This window comes from Halorussus lipolyticus (genome assembly GCF_029338375.1).
Classification (GTDB): domain Archaea; phylum Halobacteriota; class Halobacteria; order Halobacteriales; family Haladaptataceae; genus Halorussus; species Halorussus lipolyticus.
Map to the genome: position 1 here is coordinate 1,686,593 of NZ_CP119804.1, position 20,166 is coordinate 1,706,758.

Consider the following 20,166-nt stretch of genomic DNA (forward strand, 5'->3'; position numbering starts at 1 on the left):
CGACCAGCAACCCACATGACTGACGACCACGAGGACGGCGGCCACGACGACGAAGGGCACCACGAACCCCACCGCGAGGAGTTCCACCACGACCCAATCGCCCACGCCGAGGTCCGGGCGGGGATGACCGTCGGCGAGTTGGCCGAGTCCTACGGCGACGCGGGCATCGGTGCCGCCGACATCCACGAGGCCGTGGACATCTACGCCGAGATGTTGGGCGACGACGACGTGACCAACTTCTTCGGGTTGGCGGGCGCGATGGTGCCGACCGGGATGCGCAGAATCGTGGCGAACCTCATCCGGGACGGCCACATCGACGCGCTGGTCACGACCGGCGCGAACCTGACCCACGACGCCATCGAGGCTATCGGCGGGAAGCACCACCACGGCACCGAGGACCCCGGCGAGGACCGGACCCTGCGCGACCACGACGAGCAACTGCGCGACGAGCAGGTCGATAGGATTTACAACGTCTACCTGCCACAGGAACACTTCGCGCTGTTCGAAAATCACCTGCGCTCGGAGGTGTTCCCCGAAGTCGAAGGCGAAGGGGCAGTGAGTATTCAGGAACTGACCGCGGCGCTCGGCAAGGCCAACAGCGAGGTCAACGACCGCGAGGAGATTTCGGAGGGAGCGGGAGTCGCGGCCGCGGCCTACGAGAACGACGTGCCCATCTACTGCCCGGCGATTCAGGACTCGGTGCTGGGCCTGCAAGCGTGGATGTACTCCCAGACCGCCGACTTCACGCTCGACGCGCTGGCCGACATGACGACCATCACCGACCAAGCCTTCGAGGCCGAGAAGTCCGGCGCGATGGTGGTCGGTGGGGGCGTCCCGAAGAACTACGTCCTCCAGACGATGCTGGTCTCGCCCGAGGCCTACGACTACGCGGTCCAGTTGACGATGGACCCGCCACAGACCGGCGGTCTCTCCGGGGCGACGCTGGACGAGGCCCGGTCGTGGGGCAAGTTGGAGAAGGCCGCGCGCAACGCCTCGGTGTACGCCGACGCGACGATTACCCTGCCGCTGGTGACGGCGGCGGCCCGCGAGCGAATCGGCGAGTAGCGCGCTCGGTGACGCTCTACGGAAACACCGTTCCGGAATTTATGTTTACTTCGCTCCGGATTTCGGGATGGAGGTGACAGAAATGGAAGAAACAGACAGCAATGTCGGCGACATCGGTGGTCCGTAACTGCGGAGCGGTCGAGACCGCCGAACGGCGTGTCCGAAGTCGGACACTTATTTCCGGTCGGCGTCCGAGTTCACCGACGGAGGTGAGAACGATGGAAGCAACTGACAGTAACACGTCCTCGACCAGCGGCCCGTAAGCGACCGACTCCGGGGTCGGTTCCGGCGAAACCGCTCGCCGAACCGACAGCTATTCGCGGACGGCATCCGACTCCTCGACCGGAGGAGAACGAATGCGCGAGACTGACGGCGCGGCGACTGTCGTGACCGGCCCGTAGACTTCGAATCGGCCCCTCGGAACTTCGACAGTTATTTCGACGCATCTCCGGACGAGGAGAACGGAGGTGAAAACGATGACTGCGACCGACAACCACGGCTCCTCGACGAGCGGCCCGTAGCGCGACCGACCCGTCTCGGGAGTTCGTCGTCAGTCGGGATGGACTGACGGGACGCTCACGAGATTTATTGCTTCGTCTGTTATTTAAAATAATCAGAAGAATATTACTAGTCATGTCGTCAATGCTTTGCCGGAGGTGAACGAGAATGTCCGAACACGACGAGATTGCCGGTGGCAGTAACGGTCCGTAACTGATTTCCGCGATTCACGTCTTTTTCGGCGGCCCAGTCTTCGGCGCAGTTCGACCGCGCCAGTTTTCGACCAGTCGGGACACTCTTGAGGCGGGCGTCCGACCGACCACCAACGACCGAGATGTCCGACCCCCCGAACCCGTCCGACGCTCGCCCCGCGTCCGGGTCGCGCCTCTCGCCCGACACCGACCCCGAGGAGTCCCCGACCGTCCGCGCCCTCGCTCACGCCGAGACCGACGAGGAGGTCCTCCTCGGCTCCAGAGCCTACTGCCGCGAGGCCACCCGCGAGTACGGTCTCGACGTGGACTTGTCGCCGGTCGAGTGGGAGGTCTCGACCCGCGCGAAGCGTCGGGCCGCCGCGGTCAAGCGCCCGAAGATTCCCGGCGCAGAGGTGGGCGAGCCACTCGACTGGCGCGAGGCGGCCGAGCGCACCGGAACCTCGCTTGCGGACCTCCGGACCTGCACGCTCTCGCTGACGCGGGCGGCGTTCGACGCCTTCGACGTGGGCGAGTGGACCGCCACCCTCCGCCACGAACTCGTCCACGTCGAGCAGTTCCAGCGGTTCGGCGCGACCGACCACGGCCCGGCGTTCCGGGAGCGCGCCGAGGCGGTCTCCTCGACGGTCAACTGTCCGCCGTTCGCGGACCCGAAGTACGTGCTTCGGTGTGGCGAGTGTGAGACCGTGGTGGGACGCCGGTACCGCGAATGTAAGTTGGTGCGCGAGTACGACGAGTATCGCTCCTCGTGCTGTGGCTCCGAAATTGTATGTTTGAGACAGAATTAGATGTGTTTAGATAGTTTATATATTTTCTAAATATGGGGGTGTATTTCTTTGTGCCCTCTCGCTTCGTCTCGGCGTAACCGTGAGTGCAACCAACAGAATCGAAGTGATGAAGACTTCTCGAAGCCCCGCCCCCTTCATCCCACCCATGTCGGTTGGTTGTCCGAGCGCATCCTGCCGGTTGGTTGTCCGAGCGCATCCCGGTGGTCTGCTCCACCGAGCGCGTCCGAACGGCGTGGCCGACACCGACCTCACCCGCCGGAGTCAGACGCTCGTCTGACGGAAACCCCGGAACGGCGGCCGTGCTTCCGGGCGCTTCGGGAGGATTAAGTAGGCGTCGGGGAAAACGGGGGACTAACGTGACCACCAGAGTTCGGCGCGCGGCGGCATACGCCGCGGTCTCTACGCTCTCGCTCACAGCCCCGGTTTTGGGGTGGGCGACGGCCGCCGCGTTCGGAGCCCTCGCAATCGGGGCGCTCGCCGTGACCGACGGGCCGCTGTTCGAGTGGTTCGCCCGGCCCGCCGACCGCCAAGAGGGCCGACTCCACGGCCTCGCGGCGTTCGCCTTCGCGGCGACCGGCATCGCCCTGCTGGCGACGTTCGCTGGCCTGCCGACCCACGTCCTCGTGGCCAGCGTCGTCGTCGTGGGCTACGGCAACCTCGCCCAGCAAATCGCGTGGCAGTTCGACGCCGAACCCATCCTGCGGACCGGCGCGTTCGTCGGCGGCGGACTGATAGCGGGAGTCGTCGGGCAGGTCGTCGCGCTGGTCGCCGACGGCGTGGCGTTCTCGCCCGCGCTCCCCAAAATCGTCTTCCTCGCGGCCAGCGGGGCGGTGCTAGCGGGCCTGCTTCGCTCGGTGCTGTTCGCCCGCGACGACCCACTGGTGATGCTGTCGGTGGCCTTCCTGCTGTGGCTGTTCGCCGACCTGACCGTGGTCGTGACCGTCGAGGCCGTCGCGGTCGCTATCGCCGTGACCGCGCTGTTCGGCTACGTCTCGTGGTTGCTGGACACCGCCTCGATTCCGGGGATGATGACCGGCGCGCTGTTGGCGATGCTCACCATCGTCCTCGGGGGGTACGGCTGGTTCGCGGTCCTCATCTCCTTCTTCGGCATCGGGAGCCTCTCGACCAAGTTCCGCTACGAGGAGAAAGAGGCCCGCGGCGTCGCCGAGGACAACGAGGGCGCGAGAGGGAGCGGCAACGTCCTCGGGAACGCGGCCGTCGCGCTCGCGGCCGTCTTGGCCTACGCGGCCCGCGGTCGGCTTCCGATTCCGGGCGAAATCTTCCTGTTCGCGTTCGCCGGGTCCATCGCCACCGCGATGAGCGACACCCTCTCGTCGGAAATCGGCGGCGTCTTCGACAAGCCCCGACTCATCACCACCCTCGAACGCGTCGAACCCGGCACCGACGGCGGCGTGACGTGGCAGGGCGAAGTCGCGGGCATCGCCGGCGCTGGGGTCGTCGCGGGCATCGCCGCGCTCCTGTTCGAGACGGTCGGCCCGACCGGCGCGGCGGTCATCGCGCTGGCGGGTGCCGGCGGGATGACGATGGACAGTCTGCTGGGCGCGACGCTGGAGGGCGACCGCCTCGGCAACCAGAGCGTCAACTTCCTCGCCACCCTCACCGGCGCGCTCGTCGGCGCTGGCCTCGCGGTGGTCGTCCTGCCGTGATTCGCCCCGCCGAACCGGCCGACCGAGAAACCCTGCGAGAGGTCCAGACTCACCTCCGAGAGCCGAATCCGCCCCTGCTGGACTACGCCATCGAGGGGCCGCCCCTGACCCTCGTTACTACCGCTCCCGACGACACCCCGGTCGGCTACCTCGTCGCCTTCTACGACGACGAGGCTGGCTACGTCGCGGAACTCGTCGTGGCTCCCGACTACCGCCGAGAGGGTCGCGCCCGGAGGCTCCTCGGGGGTGCTTTCGACCGACTCCGGGACGCGGGTTGCTCGCGCATCCGCCTCGCGGTCCACCCCGACAACGACGCCGCCAGAACGCTCTACGAGTCGCTTGGCTTCGCGGACGTTGGTCGGGAAGAAGACCACTACGACGACGGACGCGAGGCTATCGTGATGACCCGCGACCTCTGAAAAATAGGTTGTTAGAACTGCTCTGCGGTCCGGATTCGAACGTCAGCCGGTTGCTTGACGAACTCGCCGGTCTCGGCGGCGACGACCTGTCCGACCCCGCGCTGGGCCGACACGTCCAGCAGGCGCTGGTCGCACGTCCCGTCGAGGACCACGGCGTAGGGAACTTCGTCGGCCTCCTCCACGGCGTCGAAGGCGTTCTCGGCGGCGACCTCTGCGAGGACGCCGAAGGACTCGTTCAGCAGGCGAGCGGTCCCGGTCTCGGCGTCCACGACCGCCTCGATGTGTCCGCGGAGCGTCGCCGGGACGGCCGCCGAGTCGGCGTCTGGGTCGTCTGCTTGCGCCCCGTCGCCGTCGCTCTGGGCGGAGTCGGTTTCGGCCTCGACGGTCTCGTCCCCGGCGAGGGCCTCGGGGTCGTCTATCGTCTCGGGACCGTCCAGCGGTTCGTCGCCGCTGAGGAGGTCCGGCCCCTCGGTCGTCTCCGGGGCCTCGCCAGACGGTCCGTCCGGTCCGGTCTCGTCGGATTCCGGTGCCGGGCGGGCGCTCCCGTCGGTCGCCGCGGTGCCGGGTTCGGTGCCGCCGTCCGCGGGCGTCGGTTCCGCGTCTGCGGGGGCCGATTTCGCGTCGGCGTCCGGAGGTGCCGAATCTGCTTCCGACTCGGATTCGGTCGTCTCCTCGGTCTCACTGCTGTCGGCTTCTCGGTCGCCCTCGCCGACCATCTCCTTCTCGAAGGGGCGCTTGCTCCGGAGCGCCGACATGACCTCGTGGCGCGCGAGGTCCTCGACCGACTTGTTGGCGGGCGAGAACGCCACGTAGTCGATGTCGCCGACCTGTGCAAGTTCCTTCCGGATGAGGTCGCCACCCCGGTCGCCGTCGAGGAAGGCCGTGACGGTCCGGTTCTGGGTCAGGTCGGCCACCGCGTCGGGGACGTTGGTGCCCTCGACCGCGATGGCGTTCTTGACGCCGTACCGCAGGAGGTTCAGCACGTCCGAGCGCCCTTCGACCACGATGATGGCGTCGCTGTCCTCGACCCGAGGCCCGGCGGGCAGGCCCTCGAACTCCACGATGTCCTCGACGCGGACGCTCTGGCGGACCTCCTCGAGAATCTCTCGGGAGGTCATCACGTCCTCGTCGAACGAGTCGCTGAGGAGTTCCTTGGCGCGTTCGACCACTTTCCGGCGCTTGGCGGCCCGCACGTCTTCGATGCCCGCGATGGAGACGGTGGCCCGGCAGGGACCGACCCTGCTGATGGTTTCGAGCGCGGCGGCGAGGATAGAGGTCTCTACCTTGTCGAGACTCGACGCGATGGTGATAGTACCGAACGACTGTCCGTTTTCGCTGTCTATGTCGACGTCGATTCGGCCGAGTTTCGAGGACTGCTGGAGGTCGCGGAGGTCCAAGTCGTCGCCGAGCAAGCCTTCGGTCTGGCCGAAGACCGCGCCGACGACGTCACTCCGCTCTACCACCCCGTCCGCGGTGATATCGGCGTGAATGACGTATTTCGCTGTATCGTCCATGAGTGATGAACTGCCCCTTGGCGGGGCGTGATGATGGTGATGTGTCCATGAGCGTCGCGGCCATGGATGTTTTAAAATCGAACGGCCTGACTGAAATACCTGTCGTCAGCGGAACTGTTTAGGGAGAGACTGTTACTTTCTTTTGACATGCACTGCGACCTCCGGCCCGCGGGGCGTGTCCGACTGGTGGCCCGCAATCTGAGGCCGGAGGACTACGCCGGAAATCCGGGGACGTGGACTCAGGATAGCAGGTCTGCCAGCGTCTCAGCGCCGTGTTTTAGCGATGTCTCGGGGTCCTCGGGTTGGTCGTGTTCGTAGACTAGCCACTCGGTGCCGGCCTCGTCGGCGGCCCGGACGCAGGCCTCGATGTCCAAATCCCCCTCGCCGAGTTCGACCGGCGTGGTGTCGGCCACATCCTTGAGGTGGACCAACGGGACCCGACCGCGCAGGTGGTCGAGCAAGTCGATTGGGTCGCGGCCCGCCGCTGTCGCCCACCCAACGTCGAGTTCGAGGTCGATGCCGGTCTCGTCGGCCAGTTGATCGAAGGCGGATTCGGCGTCCGCGTCGCCGAGCCCGGTGAACTCGTGGTCGTGATTGTGATACCCGAGCGAGACGCCGTGGTCGCTCAGTCGGGCGTCGAGTTCCTGCAACCGGCGGCCGGTGTCGGCGACGGCCTGCTGGCTGGCGAAGTGGGTTTCGTCCAGATACGGGACGACGATTCGGTCGCAGTCGAGGGTGCGGTAGGTCTCGGCCACCGAGTCGAGGTCGGCCTCGAGGTCCTCGATACCGACGTGGGCCGCCGCGGCGTCGAGGCCGGCAGAATCGAGCGCATCGCTGATCTCCTCGGGGTCGGAATCGCCGAGGCCCGCGAACTCGACGGCCTCGAACGCGGTGTCGCCGACTCGTTCGAGGAGTTCGGGCAGTGGTACGTCGAGGTCGCGGAGCGTGTAGAGTTGGATTGCTGGTCGCACGCCGGGGATACGACGTCGTGGGGTAAATCGGTTGTTGCGAAAAGGGGTTAGGTCGCTTTATACTGATTAGTTGCGACCGTAAACTGCGGAATCGGAGCTGTGGACGTTTCTTGAAGCCCCCGCCCGGTCGCGGTCGCTCCGCGGCATATCCTCGGCTCTCAGCACCGCCCGCCTCGGATAGGGGCCGCGGAGACGACCACGTAAACGCGACCGGGCGGCCCCTTCATCCCACCCGTCGGTTGGTCGGCCGAGCGTTCGCTCTGGTGGAAAGTTCCACCGAGCGTCCGCCGCGGCTCGAAGTGTCTCTGCGTTTCTTTAGCAATTGTTCTCATTTCTAAAAGGAAGGAAAACGATTACCTATCGTCACAGAATACGCCCGGCGTTCGCTCGCGGGAGGGAGAAACCGGTTTGGGCACGGAGTCCCACAGAGGAGGTATGGACGGACTGACAGCGGTCGTAACCGGCGCGAGTCGGGGAATCGGCGAGGAGGTCGCACGGCGGTTCGCTACCGAGGACGCACACGTGGTCGTCTGTGCCCGCGACAAGGCCGAAATCGAGGCCGTGACAGCCGACATCGAGGACGGCGGCGGGAGCGCCACCGCGATGCGGGCCGACGTGCGCGACGAGTTCGACGTGGAGCGACTCATGGAGACCGCGGCCCGCGAGAGCGACGGCGGCATCGACTTCGTGGTTCCCTGCGCCGGTGTCTTCCACGGCAGTCCCGGCGAGACGCCCCTCGCGGACGACGCCTACTCGGCGTTCGACGACAGTTTCCAGACCAACGTTCGCGGCGTCTTCACCGCGGTCAAGGAGGCCCTGCCCCACCTCGCCGACGACGCGCGGGTGCTGGTTCCCTCCGGGAAAATCGCCCGCGACGCAAAGCCGGGGTACGGTTCCTACGCCGTCTCGAAGGCCGGCGCGGAGGCGGTCGTCCGGCAGTTCGCTACCGAAATCGAGTATCCAGTCGGCGTCGTGGACCCCGGCGCGGTCGCTACCGACTTGACCGGCGGACAGGGCAGAGACCCCGCGGACGCCGCGGACCTGATTCACTGGGCCGCGACCGAGGCGTCGGCCGACGACCTCGACGGCGAAGTGCTGGGTCTGAAGGAGTTCAAGCGAGCGACGGCGTGACTAACACACCGCGTAGACGATTTGAACCGACCCGTCTTCTTCGACCGTGACGTGCGCGTCGGCGTAGCACTCGCTGGTCCGGATGGTTTGACAGTCCCGTCGCGGACTGTCGTCGATGGATTCGGTCTCGCCCTCACCGGACCCGACGAGTTCGGCACAGATTCGGAAGGCCTCGATGTCTTCGGGGTCGGCCTGCCGGAGGTTGTAGACCGCTTTCTCGCCGGTACTGGCTTCGGTAGTCGTCTCGAAGACCGTCTCGCCGGTCGCCTCGCGGACGACGCGGACCCTGACCTCCGACTCGCCGGCCTCGCTCCGGAGGGTGATGGCGTGGTCCGGGTCGGGCGACTTGGAGACGTAGGCGGTCTCCGCCCCGCTTCCGGACTCGTCGGTCGTGTCCTCGCCGGTTCCATTTCCGGCGTCAGTCACGCACCCCGCAGAGGCGAGGGAGACGCCGACCGCGGCGAGGAGCGAGCGTCGTGTCGTCACTGGCACACGTCAGTCTGCGAGGGAGTTCGCCATAAGTCTTCTAGAGGGTAACAGACGCCCTTCAGTCTCGGTCCGGGTTCTCGTCGCGGGCGGTGACGCTGTTGGGGCGGATTTTGACCACGACTCGCGCGCCCTCGTCGTCCCGAGGGTACTCCTCGACGCCCAAGTAGCGTTGCGCGAGTCGGTTGACGTGTTCGACCGCGCCGTCCTCGGTGAGTTCGGCCACCTCGCCCCGGACCGAGAGGAACCGGTAGGGGTCGTCGGGGTCGGTCATCGAGACGGCGACGTGGCAGTTCTCGTCTATGTTCTGCTCCTTACGCGACCCCCTGACGGTGTTGACCAGCAGGAGGTTGTCGTCGGCGTCGTAGTCTATCCAGACCGGGACCGAGTGGGGCGTCCCGTCCGGCAGGAGGGTGGCGATGTGAGCGAACGTCGGTTTGTCGAAAAGGTCGCGGAAAGAGTCGGGTATCGTTGGCACGACACACCACACCACGGCGAAACGTAAATCGGTACTGCCGTCGGGCCGGACTGCCCGGTCGGCGGTGGTCGCGGCCGGGTCGGCAATGGTCACGGCCGGAAGGGCGTCCGAACCGTGAACTTGGCCATCGGCGCGTACCGCACCATCGGGTCCGCCGAGGACGCCGGGAGACCGACCGATTCGAGGAGACCGTCGGCGTGGACCGTCGCCTCGGCCGGGCAGAGTCGCCACGGGTCGTGTTCGACCCGAGAACACCAGACCGTCCCGTCCCGGACCAGATAGAGGCGGTACCGCTCGGCGAGGAAGGCCGACAGCGAGTCGCACTCTGCGTGGGAGGGTCGGCCGGTGGGGCGATACGTCGCCGCGAATCTGGCGGGCGAGTCGTCGGTGTGGAGGCGGTTGCTCTCGAAGCGCCGCCACTCGCCGTCGGTCTCGAAGTCGATTTCGGCGTGGTGGTAGGGCAGGCCCCAGAGCGCGCGAGCGACCCGGACCCCCAGCGAGGTCCCGGCATCGAGGCTCAGGAAGTAGACTCCGGGCCGGGTCTCGTGGCGGACGTAGGTCCGGAGGTTGACCTGCGGAAAGTCGAGGCCGGCAGGTTCGGGCAGAAGCCACGGCCGACTCGCCGCCACGAGCGAGGGGAGCGCCGACACCCACGCCGACCCTCGTCGGGTGTCCACGTCGAGTTCGTCCGGGACGAGGGACTGGACCCGCGAGGCCTCGACCGGCCAGTGGGCGAACAGGCCGTCACGCCACGTCAGGGATACCGCAGGGAGGTCTCGCATACCGCCACGGACGGCCTCGAACGGCAAATACGCCCCGGACGCCTCGGCTACCTCGGCGTCTCCTCCGGCGGCGAGACTCGGCCGACTCGTCAGCCAAATTTACAGAAATACGCTCGACCGACGTGCTTATTAACTCGGGCTAGTTGTTTAACAACATGCGTGTCTCTCGGCTCGGTCTCGTCGGTCCGGTGGTACTTCTGGCACTCACTCCGTTCGCACTCTGGGCGAACCTGACCAAAGTCGTCGGCATCTCGTGGGTCGCGTTCGCGGCGATGGCGGGGTCAGCACTCGTCGGCGAACGGGCGGGCGCGACGACCAATGCCGGACGACTGGTCTGGGGCTACGGTCTCGCCAGCGGCGCGATGATAACCAGCGCGGCGGTGTTCATCGTGCCCGGAGCCATCGGCCACCATCCGAAGTTCGGCGGATTCGGCATCGCGTTCGGCGTGTTGGTCGGGTTCTCGGCCCACACGCTCGGCCACCGAGCGATGCACTTGGACCTCCCGTTCGACCACACCGCAATCGAGTTGGCGGCCCACTCGCTGGCGGCGGGGGCCATCATCGGACTGGTCTACGGCAACATGCCGAATCTGGGACTGCTCCTCGGGCTTGCCATCGTCTCCCACAAGGGACCCGCGGGCTACGCCGCGGCCGACCGACTCCGGCGTGCCGACAAACCCGTCTCGTTTCTGCTCCTCCCGTCCGCAGGGGTCGGGATTACGGCGATTCCGTCCGCGCTCCTCACGCTCCCGAGTAGCGACCCGGTGAACGCTCTCGTCTTCGGGTTCGCCGCCGGCGTGTTCCTCCACGTCGCCATGGACTTCCTTCCCCAGTGCGAGTTGGGCGGCGAGGTCTACGAGGTCGCTCAAGTCACCGACGACGCCCACGAACTGTTGGACCGACTTCGGACGCAGGCCGTGGCGAGTACCGGTCTCGGCGGCGTGGCGGTGTTCGTCGCGTGGTTGGTTCTGCGCGGCGGAGCGTAACTCGCCGTCGGAGTTATTCGCCGGGACGCCGTGATTGAGGTCATGACCGACGACCTCCTCGTCCCGTTCGACGGGTCGCTCCTCTCGAAGCGCGCGGTCGAGTACGTCGCCGAGAAGCACCCTGACGCCGCAGTGACGATTCTCCACGTCGTAGACCCCATCGGCGTCGTCTACGAGGCCGAGGCCCACGGTCTGGCGGACGCCGAAACGTGGCACGAACGCGCCACGGAAGCGGCCGAGCGGGCCTGCGCCGACGCGGCGAAAATCGCGGCCGACGTGGGGTGCGACGTGACGACCGCCGTCGAGACGGGGCGTCCGGCGCGGGTGATTCTGGAGTACGTCGAGGACCACGACATCGACCACGTGGTCATGGGAAGTCACGGCCGTTCCGGGGCCTCGCGGCTACTCCTCGGGAGTACCGCCGAGCGCGTGGTGCGCCGGTCACCGGTTCCCGTGACCGTGGTGCGGTGACGGCTTCCCCGACCGTGGGCGGTGACATCGAACGGCGTGCCGACCGCCGGGACCCCTGCAGGTTCGGAACGCGAAACGGCACCGAACGCCACAAACAGAAATAAGATGTTTAGGGAAACCTATTTCCAGCTTAGAAAAACATTTATGGGCGTCTAAGATGCGCAAGTGATTCCGAAACCGAACCCTTACCGCCACACCGAGTTTTAAGCCCCGGTCCGACCACCTACCACGCATGAGAGTTGCCGTACTCGCCCACGAGAAGTTCCCCGACCGCGCCAAGACTGCGGTCGGTCTGCTCCGCTACGCCGATTACGAAGTCGAGGCCGTCCTCGACCGAGACCACGCCGGCGAGCGAGTCTCCGACCACGTGTCCGACGTGCAGGACGCCCCAATCGTCGCCGAGATGGCCGACGCGCCCGAGGTAGACGCGCTGATAATCGGCATCGCGCCCATCGGCGGCGGGTTCGACGAGTCGTGGCGCTCGGACGTGACCACCGCCCTCGAACGCGGATGCGACCTGATTTCGGGCCTCCACTACTTCTTGGCGGACGACGAGGAGTTCGCCGGCCTCGCCGAATCGAACGACGCGGACATCTGGGACGTGCGAAAGCCCCCCGAGGACCTCACCGTCGCGCAGGGAGTCGCCGACCAAGTGTCCGCCGAGGTCGTCCTCACGGTCGGCACCGACTGCTCGGTCGGGAAGATGACCGCCACCCTCGAACTGCTGGAATCAGCCCGCGAACGCGGCGTTGACGCCGGATTCATCCCCACCGGGCAGACCGGTATCATGATTGAAGGGTGGGGCAACCCCATCGACCGCGTGGTCAGCGACTTCACCGCCGGAGCGGTCGAGGAGATGATTCTCGAACGCGGCGACGACTACGACTACCTGTTCGTGGAGGGCCAAGGGAGCATCGTCCACCCGGCCTACTCCGCGGTCACCTGCGGCATCCTCCACGGGTCGATGGCGGACAAGTTGGTCCTCTGTCACGAGGCGGGCCGCGAGGTCGTCCACGGCTACGAGGAGTTCGACCTGCCGCCCGTCCCCGACTACGTGGACCTCTACGAGGACCTCGCCCGACCGGTCGCCGAGACCGAAATCGTGGCCGGGGCGCTCAACACCAAGCACGTCGCCGACGACGCCTCAGCGCGTGACGCCGTGGCGACCTTCGGCGAGGAACTCGACGCCCCGGCGACCGACCCGGTTCGGTTCGGTGACGGTGACGAGATGGACGCCGTGCTGGAGGCGATTCTATGAGCCTCGACGCCGAGTTCGAGCGCGTCTCGCTCCCCCTCGAAAACGCCTTCACAATCTCTCGCGGGACCCAAGAGACCGCCGAGAACGTCGTGGTCCGTATCAAGGACGACGACGGCATCGAGGGCATCGGTGCGGCCGCACCCTCCAGCCACTACGGCGAGACCGCAGACACCGTGGAAGCGGTCCTGCCCGACCTCCTCGAAGTCGTGGAAGCGGTGGGCGACCCCCACCAACTCGACCGCATCGAGCGCCGGATGCGCGAGACCGTCGAGCGCAACCCGTCCGCGAGGTGCGCGGTCAGCATCGCGCTCCACGACGTGGTGGCCAAGCGCGCCGACCTGCCCCTCTACCGCTACTGGGGACTGGACGCCGAGGAGTCCGTCACGTCCTCCTACACCATCGGCATCGACTCGACCGAGAAGATGGCCGAGAAGACCGAGACGGCGGTCGAACGCGGCTACGACGTGCTGAAGGTCAAGGTCGGCACCGACCGCGACGAAGAAATCATCTCGACAGTCCGAGAACACGCCCCCGAGGCCACCATCCGAGTGGACGCCAACGAGGCGTGGTCGCCCCGCGAGGCCGTCCGGAAAATCGAGGACTTGGCGGAGTACGACCTCGAATTCGTGGAGCAACCCGTCTCGGCCGACGACCCCGAGGGCCTGAAGTTCGTCCGGAATCGGTCCGCGCTCCCAATCGCGGCCGACGAGTCCTGCGTCACGCTGGCCGACATCCCGCGAATCGCCGACAAGGCCGACATCGCCAACCTGAAACTCATGAAGTGCGGCGGCCTCCGCGAGGCCAAGCGAATGATTCACACGGCCAGAGCGCACGGTCTGGAAGTCATGCTCGGGTGCATGATAGAGTCGAACGCCGCCATCGCTGGCGCGGCCCACCTCGCGCCCCTGTTGGACTACGCCGACTTGGACGGGGCGCTCCTGCTGGCCGAGGACGAGTACGCCGGCGTCCCGATGCCCGAGGGCGACATCGACCTCGCGGGCCTCGACAGGGCCGGGACCGGCGCGCGACCCGAATAAGGTCGTCTTCGTTTCCGGACGACCCGAATAAGGTCGCCTTCGTTTCCGGGCGACCCGAGTAAGGTCGCCTTCGTTTCCGGGCGACCCGAGTAAGACCGCCTTCTCCTCGATTCTGCCACAATCCCTATTGTCGCCTACTGAGTTGTAGTGGTACGGATGGGGAAAGGGGAGACACCTGCGGAGACAGCCCGCGAGACCGGCGAGTCGGTCTACGACGGACTGCTCAGCGTCGTCGTGACTGGTATCGCTATCATCGTCCCGCTCGTCGTGACTATCTGGGTGTTGGCGATGATTATCAACTTCGTGGCCGGGGCGTTTGGTCCCGTCGTCGCGGTGCTTGAGTGGACCGGCGTCGTGGCGCTCTTTCGCAACCTCTGGGTCGGCCAGTTCTTCGCCCAGTTGGGCGTCTACAGCATCGTCTTCGAGTACGTCCCGGAGTTCGTCGCGGTCGTGTTGCTACTGGCCAGCATCGTCGCCATCGGGTCGCTGGCCCACGTCAGGTACGGCGAGCGACTCGTGGTCGCCATCGACTCGGCGCTCGCCGACGTGCCCGGAATCGGGTCGGTCTACCAGAGCTTTCGCCGGGTCGGCGACGCGATGCTCGGGAGCGAGGCCGAGAACTTCGAGGACGTGAAACTCGTGGAGTACCCCCGCGAGGAGTCGTACATCATCGGCTTCGAGACGGCAGACGCCCCGGAGGCCATCAACGAGGCCGTCGAGGAGGAGAACCTCGTGGCGATGTTCCTCCCCTTCGCGCCGAACCCCGTGATGGGCGGCTACCTCGCCCACATCCCCGAGAACCGAGTCTACGACGTGGACATGACCGTCGAGGAGGGTATTCGGACCATCATCACCAGCGGTATCGCCGCGGGAGAGGACGGCGGCGACGACTTCGCTGTGGGTAACATTCCCGGCGTGGAACACGACAACGACAGTCCGGCGAAGGCCGACTGAGAAACCGTCAGAATCGACCGGGTTCAGTCGTCGGCCGACGCCGCAGTCGGCGAGTCGGCGGTCTCTTTTCGAGTGGTGGCCCGGCCGGTCAGTGCCATGACCAGCAGGACCAGCGGCGAGAGGTACGCGAAGAAGTAGAAGGGCGCGTACTGGAGCGACGACTGGAGACCGAACACCGAGGCCATGTAGACGCCGCCGGCGTGCCACGGAAAGAGCGCCCCGGTCGGCGTTCCGGCGGCCTCGACGGCGCGCGAGAGGTCACTGCTCTCCAAGTCGTACTCGTCGTAGAGGTTCCGGAGGGTCATCCCCGGCACCACGATGGCCATGTACTGCTGGGCGCTGAAGGCGTTGACGAGGATTGCGGAGGCACCCGAACTCACGACCAGTCCGGTCGCGCTCCGAACTCTCTCGGCGAGGTAGTGGGCCAGCACCGCGAGGACGCCCATCCCTTCCAGCAGGCCGCCGAGCGAGAGCGCGGCGACCACGACCGAGATGGTCCACGCGGACCCGGAGACTCCTCCGGCGGCCAGCAGGTCGTTGACCAACGTCGTGCCGGTCTCGGGCGCGGTCCCGTTGAGGAACACGTCCCACGCCGCGGTGAAGCCAGCGCCCTGCACCGCGATGGTCGTAAAGACGCCCGCGAAGACCCCTGCGACGAGCGACGGGAGCGCGGGGTAGCCGTAGAGCGCGAGGCCGAAGGTGACGACCAGCGGGAGGAAGACCAACACAGAGAGGTCGTAGGTGCCGACCAGCGCGCCCTGAATCTCGGCGACTTGGCCCTCAGGAATCGCGCCGCCGGCGCGCAGACCCAGCAGGGCGTAGAGGACCAGCGCGATGCCGAACGCGATGGCGGTGCCGGTCCGCATCGCCCGGATGTGGTCGTAGAGGTCGGTGTTAGTGACTGCGGCCGCGAGGTTGGTCGTGTCCGAGAGGGGCGACTGCTTGTCGCCGGCGTAGGCACCGCTCAGAATCGCTCCGGCGGTCATGGGTTCGGGGATGCCGAGGCCCGACCCGATGCCGATGAACGCGACGCCCAGCGTCCCCGCGGTGGTCCACGACGACCCGATGGAGAAGGCCACGATGGCCGCCAGAATCGCCGTCGCGGGCAGGAAGACCTCGGGCGTGAGAATCGACAGGCCGTAGTACATCAGGCCCGGAATCGTCCCGGAACTGACCCACGTGGCGATGAGCGCGTAGATAGTGAACAGGATGAGGATGGCCTGCAACCCCATCAGGAGGCTATCGGCGATGCCGTCGTACAACTCGTCCCACGAGAGACCCATCCAGTAGTAGCCGACCAGTCCGGTCAGGACGATGCTCCACAGGAGCGGCGCGTGGGGGTTCATCCCTAACAGTCCGGACCCGACGCCGAGGAAGACGATTACGCCGAGGACGGGCACCAACGCTTGGGCCAGCGTCGGCCGTCGCTCGGGCGACAGTTCTTCGTAGGTGAGCGGTTCGAAGTCGAGCGAAGCCATTGACACCCCATCGTATTACTTAGAGGTATTAAAATGGCTTGTTTTTATTCCCATAAAGAATATTCAAATTGCGGTTTGCTACCGGTAGCCACGACTGAGCCGACGAGAGAGCGACTGAAACCAGAGAATCGGAGATTCCTGCCGAAAGCTAAGAGTTCGGCCCAGAGACGAGGAGAATCGCCAGGAGATTGACTACTTCCGACCGGTGAAGTGGGGATGCTTGCTGACGTGCTTCGGGAGGTAGCGCTTCTTCTTCGGCAGGTCGCCCACCTCGGAGCGGACCTCCTCGCGGAGTTGCTCGGGCGTCATCTCGCGCTCGGTCTCGTCGGCCCGGACGTTGACCCCGAGGAGGTCCTCGTCGCTCTCGACCTCCCGGTCGCCGACGACTGCGTAGTAGGGTACCCAGTCGGTCTCGGCTCTGGCGATGCGCTTGCCGACCGACTCGTTTCGCTCGTCCACGTCGGCCCGGATTCCGGCGGATTCGAGGTCGTCGGCGAGGGCGTCACAGTAATCGGTGTGTTCGTCGCCGACCGGGACGAACCGGACCTGCGTGGGCGAGAGCCACGTCGGCAGTCGGGGCGTCTCCTGCGTGGCGGCCTTCTCCAGCAGGGCGGCCAGCACGCGCTCGATGCCGCCGGAGGGCGAGTAGTGGAGAATCGGCGGATGGTGGGACTCTTGGCCCGTGCTGTACTCGATGTCGAATCGCTCGGCGCTCTCGATGTCGATTTGGACCGTGGGGTTCTCGATGGGCCTGCCGAGTCGGTCGATTGCCGCGAAGTCGATTTTGGCCGACCAGTAGTGGTGGCGCTCGGGCAGTATTTCCAGCAGGGCGGGCTTCTCGAGGTCGTCCACGAGATTCTCGACCCACTCGTCGTTGTCGTCGTAGAAGTTCCGGGTCACTCGAATCGCCGGTTCGTAGTTCAGACCGAGGTCCTCGCTGGTCCGCAGGGAGAGTTTGGCTTGGGCCTCCAGTTCGTCTCTGGCCTGCTCCATGTCCCTCGTGGCGGTGTGCATGTCGGGCATGGTGAACGCTCGCTGGCGTTTGAGACCCATGACCTCGCCCTTCTGCTCGCGCCGGAAGGAGTAGGTGGACATCTCGTGGATTCGCAGGGGCAGGTCCGATTCGGAGATGTGCATGTCCCGCATGATGGAGAACTGGCCGAAGCAGGCCGCGAACCGGAGCATCATCTTCCGGTCGCCCGACTCGAAGCGATACTGGCGCTCGCCGAACTCCTCGGAGTGTTCCCGAATCGCCCGCACCCCGAGGTCGTACATGATGGGCGTCTCGACCGGCATGCCGCCGTACTCGACCACGAGGTCGTTGACGTACTCCATCAGCGAATCCCGGATTAACTTGCCACGGGGGTACCACCGGAGGTTGCCCACGTCGCTCAACTCGTCGTAGCCCACCAGTTCCTTCTCCCGCATGAGTTCGACGTGGGGCGGTTGCTCGCCCCTGCTGGCGGTTTTGCCCTCTACTTCGTCCTCGACGAACGCCCGCATGTCGGCGCTCACTTGGTCGGAATCTTTGGCCGCCAGCGCGTCTCTGGTCTCGCCGTCGGGAAACGCGAGTTTCCACTCGCTCGGCGCTTGTTCGGCGGCGTCGGCCCCGTCCTCCTCGCCGCGCTCTGGGGTGACGTGCCGGGAGAGTTCCGAGAGCGGGTGACCCTTGCAAGACACCTCGAAGGACTTGTACCAGCCAAAGGGTGCCCGCAGGACCTCGTACTCGCCTTCGAGCGCGGTTTCGAGATTCTGCATCACGGTCTTGGCGCTGTCGGGGTTGGCGAGGTCGTCGCTCAGGTGCGCGTAGGGATAGAGGACGATTCTCCGCGTGTTCAACTGGCCAGTCACGTCGCGTAGTTCGTCGGCCGCGTTCTCGACCACGGCGTCCAAGTCGGCCTCGTCCTCGCTCTCGACGCTGACGAACGCGGTCACGCAGTCGTCCATCCGACCCTGCATCGGGACCTCCTCGGTCTCGGCGATGTCCTCGCCGGCCTCCGTGGTGGCCTCGAATTCGAGGTGGTCGGAGTGGATGAACAGCAGTCGCATAGGCTGATAGACCGCTTCGGGTGGCAAAAGCGTGCCGGGGATGGAGAAGGGTGTCGCTAGGTTGCAATTGTCACGGGAACTAATGCCTATCTGCCGGTCGGAGCCTGATTCTCATCAGCGGTCATTGTTGAGGTCGGTTTCGATCTAAGATAGAATAATATATTTTTAAGACTTTATTTATTGTCTTTAAACGATATGTGGTTATTCGATCTGTGGCCGTTGCTCAAGTGCTTGCGCTCGGTGGAACCACCTCCAGTCGCGCGACGGCTAACATTGAATAAAGTAAAATGTGTAAGGGAAGAGAAATTCGTCTGATCCGACTCGGTGTGTTCACACTATCTACAAAACCACAGTCTAATCTTAGATTATGCAGAATAGAACGTTTTCTACCAACTGTTGATTCCCACAAGTTTTATTCCTCCTAAGACTACTTGAATTTCTATGTCATTCAGTCGCCGAGAGATCCTACTCGCCAGTAGCACGTTACCATTACTTTCTGGATGTGCCCAATTTAACAGCTCATCAACGGATATCGCTAGCTTAACTATTATTCTAGTGAATGGGCAAGAGAAAACATATACATATAAATTTGCACTCGAAACTACTGAAGGGCGTCAAGAGTGGTCCTCGCACAAATTAAAGTCAAAATCGGAAAAAACTATTAAGTTAGAACTCCCGAAAAATGAAGAAATTGTTGCGATTCATGGCTCTGTCGCTGGATACACGCTACGTGAAGAATTGCAGGACTATACATCACAGAAAGTCTGCCCAGAGATATACCTCGAATATGAATTAGCTGACAAGCCGACTATTCTTCAAAGTACAAACGTTGACTGTAGCTGATGAAAGATTTGGAATGAGCTAAAAGGTGTTCAGTTTTCGATTTCGACTTTTTCGGATGTTCGCCGTTCGTCAACGACTGTGAACGGATTCTTCGTTAGAATGTGTGTGATTTCTTCTACCTGTCCGTTAACTTCTCTCGTAAGACCCTTTCCTTTCACCGATTTCACACCCCACTGTCTACGTTCCTCGGGTGTCATCTCTTCGGGGTGGCCACTAGACGGTCTACTATCTGGTCGCTCGACATCCGAACTACTAGCTGTAAGATCGGTTGAGGAAGAGCTTACGTTAGATTCGAATCCAGAGACTGTGTACTCTTTTTCCTCCCAGACCGTGGCTCCCGTCAAATGGATATGTTCTAAGTAGCCGTGTTTTAGCGTGACTGTTTCAAGTAGCTTATCGCCGCTAGAGTAAATCACCGCATCAGAATGAGCACATTCATTCCAGAACTCTACCGGATACGAGTCCGAAGTATGCTGATATCCGTAGCCTACGTCATGCTGATTAAAGTCAAACCCGTCGTACTCTGCCATTGAGTTTACTAGAGTACTTATGGGAATTCCGAAGTCAATCTGACTCATTGCGCTCATGACGCTCGCCTCTAAAATGGTTTTCGACCAGTTCATGTCGTCATCAGTTGGCGATGGATGAACTCCGTGTAGATGGTTAGAGGTATCTTTCAAGATACTGTCTTGGTTTGTGGGATCTGGAACATGGATGCTGTATCGCTGACCTCGAAGGTTCGATGATGTCCCATCAAAACTATCATTGTTATTTACCTCACATCCACCTCCAAGCCCGAGGCCGTGGGCCCAACCTAAAACATCGCCGTACGCGGTACCATACCAATTAAGACCGTAACTTCCCACGGTTGTAAATTCGCTATCATCACGGATCACAAATTCACCAGATGTGACTGTACCCGGACAATTCGAATCTTGGTCACAACCGAGGTTGTATGTCCAGACATCATTCGGCAACGTTTCAGTAGCAGAAACGGTACGTGTAAAAGCACTGCTCGTTGCAGCACCGATTCCGATTCCCGATACAGCTTTCAGTAGTTCGCGCCTTGATTGCTCAGGCAT

19 protein-coding genes are annotated in these 20,166 nt (G+C 64.2%); 11 read left to right on the forward strand and 8 right to left on the reverse strand.

From position 1 onward, the window contains the following. Window positions 1-15: 15 nt before the first annotated feature. The 4 genes from P2T57_RS08565 (at window position 16) to P2T57_RS08580 (ending at window position 4,646) form a co-directional block, all read left to right on the forward strand. Window positions 16-1,065 carry a deoxyhypusine synthase gene (locus tag P2T57_RS08565; RefSeq protein WP_276302063.1) on the forward strand — a complete coding sequence of 350 codons (1,050 nt, stop codon included), beginning with the start codon at window positions 16-18 and terminating at the stop codon, window positions 1,063-1,065. A gap of 832 nt (window positions 1,066-1,897) precedes the next feature. After that, complete coding sequence (locus P2T57_RS08570; protein WP_276302064.1) at window positions 1,898-2,560, forward strand: SprT-like domain-containing protein; 663 nt, start codon at window positions 1,898-1,900, stop codon at window positions 2,558-2,560. Window positions 2,561-2,916: 356 nt separating this feature from the next. After that, a complete protein-coding gene (locus P2T57_RS08575) occupies window positions 2,917-4,227 on the forward strand; it encodes a DUF92 domain-containing protein (protein ID WP_276302065.1) in 1,311 nt (436 codons plus the stop codon). Beyond that, complete coding sequence (locus P2T57_RS08580) at window positions 4,224-4,646, forward strand: GNAT family N-acetyltransferase (RefSeq protein WP_276302066.1); 423 nt, start codon at window positions 4,224-4,226, stop codon at window positions 4,644-4,646. Before P2T57_RS08575 ends, P2T57_RS08580 begins: the two co-directional genes overlap by 4 nt. A gap of 11 nt (window positions 4,647-4,657) precedes the next feature. On the opposite strand, the gene dnaG is transcribed toward P2T57_RS08580, so the two are convergent. Beyond that, complete coding sequence (dnaG, locus tag P2T57_RS08585) at window positions 4,658-6,160, reverse strand: DNA primase DnaG (protein ID WP_276302067.1); 1,503 nt, start codon at window positions 6,158-6,160, stop codon at window positions 4,658-4,660. A gap of 239 nt (window positions 6,161-6,399) precedes the next feature. Next, window positions 6,400-7,131, reverse strand: a complete 732-nt coding sequence (locus tag P2T57_RS08590) for a sugar phosphate isomerase/epimerase family protein (protein ID WP_276298779.1) — start codon at window positions 7,129-7,131, stop codon at window positions 6,400-6,402. 435 nt (window positions 7,132-7,566) lie between these two features. Between P2T57_RS08590 and P2T57_RS08595 the strand changes: the two genes are divergently transcribed. Then, window positions 7,567-8,262 (forward strand): SDR family NAD(P)-dependent oxidoreductase, encoded by a 696-nt coding sequence (locus tag P2T57_RS08595; RefSeq protein ID WP_276298780.1) that lies wholly within the window; start codon window positions 7,567-7,569, stop codon window positions 8,260-8,262. On the opposite strand, the gene P2T57_RS08600 is transcribed toward P2T57_RS08595, so the two are convergent. The 3 genes from P2T57_RS08600 to P2T57_RS08610 form a co-directional block, all read right to left on the reverse strand. After that, complete coding sequence (locus P2T57_RS08600) at window positions 8,263-8,754, reverse strand: hypothetical protein (protein ID WP_276298781.1); 492 nt, start codon at window positions 8,752-8,754, stop codon at window positions 8,263-8,265. Between the two features lie 55 nt (window positions 8,755-8,809). Further along, window positions 8,810-9,226 (reverse strand): pyridoxamine 5'-phosphate oxidase family protein, encoded by a 417-nt coding sequence (locus P2T57_RS08605; RefSeq protein WP_276302097.1) that lies wholly within the window; start codon window positions 9,224-9,226, stop codon window positions 8,810-8,812. Between the two features lie 89 nt (window positions 9,227-9,315). After that, complete coding sequence (locus P2T57_RS08610; protein WP_276298782.1) at window positions 9,316-10,008, reverse strand: YqjF family protein; 693 nt, start codon at window positions 10,006-10,008, stop codon at window positions 9,316-9,318. A 155-nt stretch (window positions 10,009-10,163) separates the two neighbouring features. On the opposite strand from P2T57_RS08610, the gene P2T57_RS08615 reads away from it, so the two are divergent. The 5 genes from P2T57_RS08615 to P2T57_RS08635 all read left to right on the forward strand — a co-directional run bounded on the left by P2T57_RS08615 (window position 10,164) and on the right by P2T57_RS08635 (window position 14,714). Next, window positions 10,164-10,994 carry a ZIP family metal transporter gene (locus P2T57_RS08615; RefSeq protein ID WP_276298783.1) on the forward strand — a complete coding sequence of 277 codons (831 nt, stop codon included), beginning with the start codon at window positions 10,164-10,166 and terminating at the stop codon, window positions 10,992-10,994. A 42-nt stretch (window positions 10,995-11,036) separates the two neighbouring features. After that, window positions 11,037-11,465 (forward strand): universal stress protein, encoded by a 429-nt coding sequence (locus P2T57_RS08620; protein ID WP_276298784.1) that lies wholly within the window; start codon window positions 11,037-11,039, stop codon window positions 11,463-11,465. 232 nt (window positions 11,466-11,697) lie between these two features. After that, on the forward strand, window positions 11,698-12,723 hold the full coding sequence (locus tag P2T57_RS08625; RefSeq protein WP_276298785.1) for an N-acetyltransferase DgcN family protein: 1,026 nt from the start codon (window positions 11,698-11,700) through the stop codon (window positions 12,721-12,723). Continuing rightward, the gene (locus P2T57_RS08630; RefSeq protein ID WP_276298786.1) at window positions 12,720-13,760 is read left to right on the forward strand and encodes a dipeptide epimerase; all 1,041 of its coding nucleotides are present in this window, start codon (window positions 12,720-12,722) and stop codon (window positions 13,758-13,760) included. Before P2T57_RS08625 ends, P2T57_RS08630 begins: the two co-directional genes overlap by 4 nt. Window positions 13,761-13,916: 156 nt before the next feature. Continuing rightward, window positions 13,917-14,714, forward strand: coding sequence for a DUF502 domain-containing protein (locus P2T57_RS08635; protein ID WP_276298787.1), 798 nt, complete (start codon window positions 13,917-13,919; stop codon window positions 14,712-14,714). Between the two features lie 23 nt (window positions 14,715-14,737). On the opposite strand, the gene arcD is transcribed toward P2T57_RS08635, so the two are convergent. Together arcD and P2T57_RS08645 are read right to left on the reverse strand one after the other, a co-directional pair. Further along, window positions 14,738-16,192, reverse strand: coding sequence for an arginine/ornithine antiporter ArcD (gene arcD / locus P2T57_RS08640; protein WP_276298788.1), 1,455 nt, complete (start codon window positions 16,190-16,192; stop codon window positions 14,738-14,740). 192 nt (window positions 16,193-16,384) lie between these two features. Further along, window positions 16,385-18,241 carry a threonine--tRNA ligase gene (locus tag P2T57_RS08645; RefSeq protein ID WP_276298789.1) on the reverse strand — a complete coding sequence of 619 codons (1,857 nt, stop codon included), beginning with the start codon at window positions 18,239-18,241 and terminating at the stop codon, window positions 16,385-16,387. Between the two features lie 441 nt (window positions 18,242-18,682). Between P2T57_RS08645 and P2T57_RS08650 the strand changes: the two genes are divergently transcribed. Beyond that, window positions 18,683-19,084, forward strand: coding sequence for a hypothetical protein (locus P2T57_RS08650; protein WP_276298790.1), 402 nt, complete (start codon window positions 18,683-18,685; stop codon window positions 19,082-19,084). Window positions 19,085-19,113: 29 nt separating this feature from the next. On the opposite strand, the gene P2T57_RS08655 is transcribed toward P2T57_RS08650, so the two are convergent. Beyond that, window positions 19,114-20,166 (reverse strand): hypothetical protein, encoded by a 1,053-nt coding sequence (locus P2T57_RS08655; RefSeq protein WP_276298791.1) that lies wholly within the window; start codon window positions 20,164-20,166, stop codon window positions 19,114-19,116.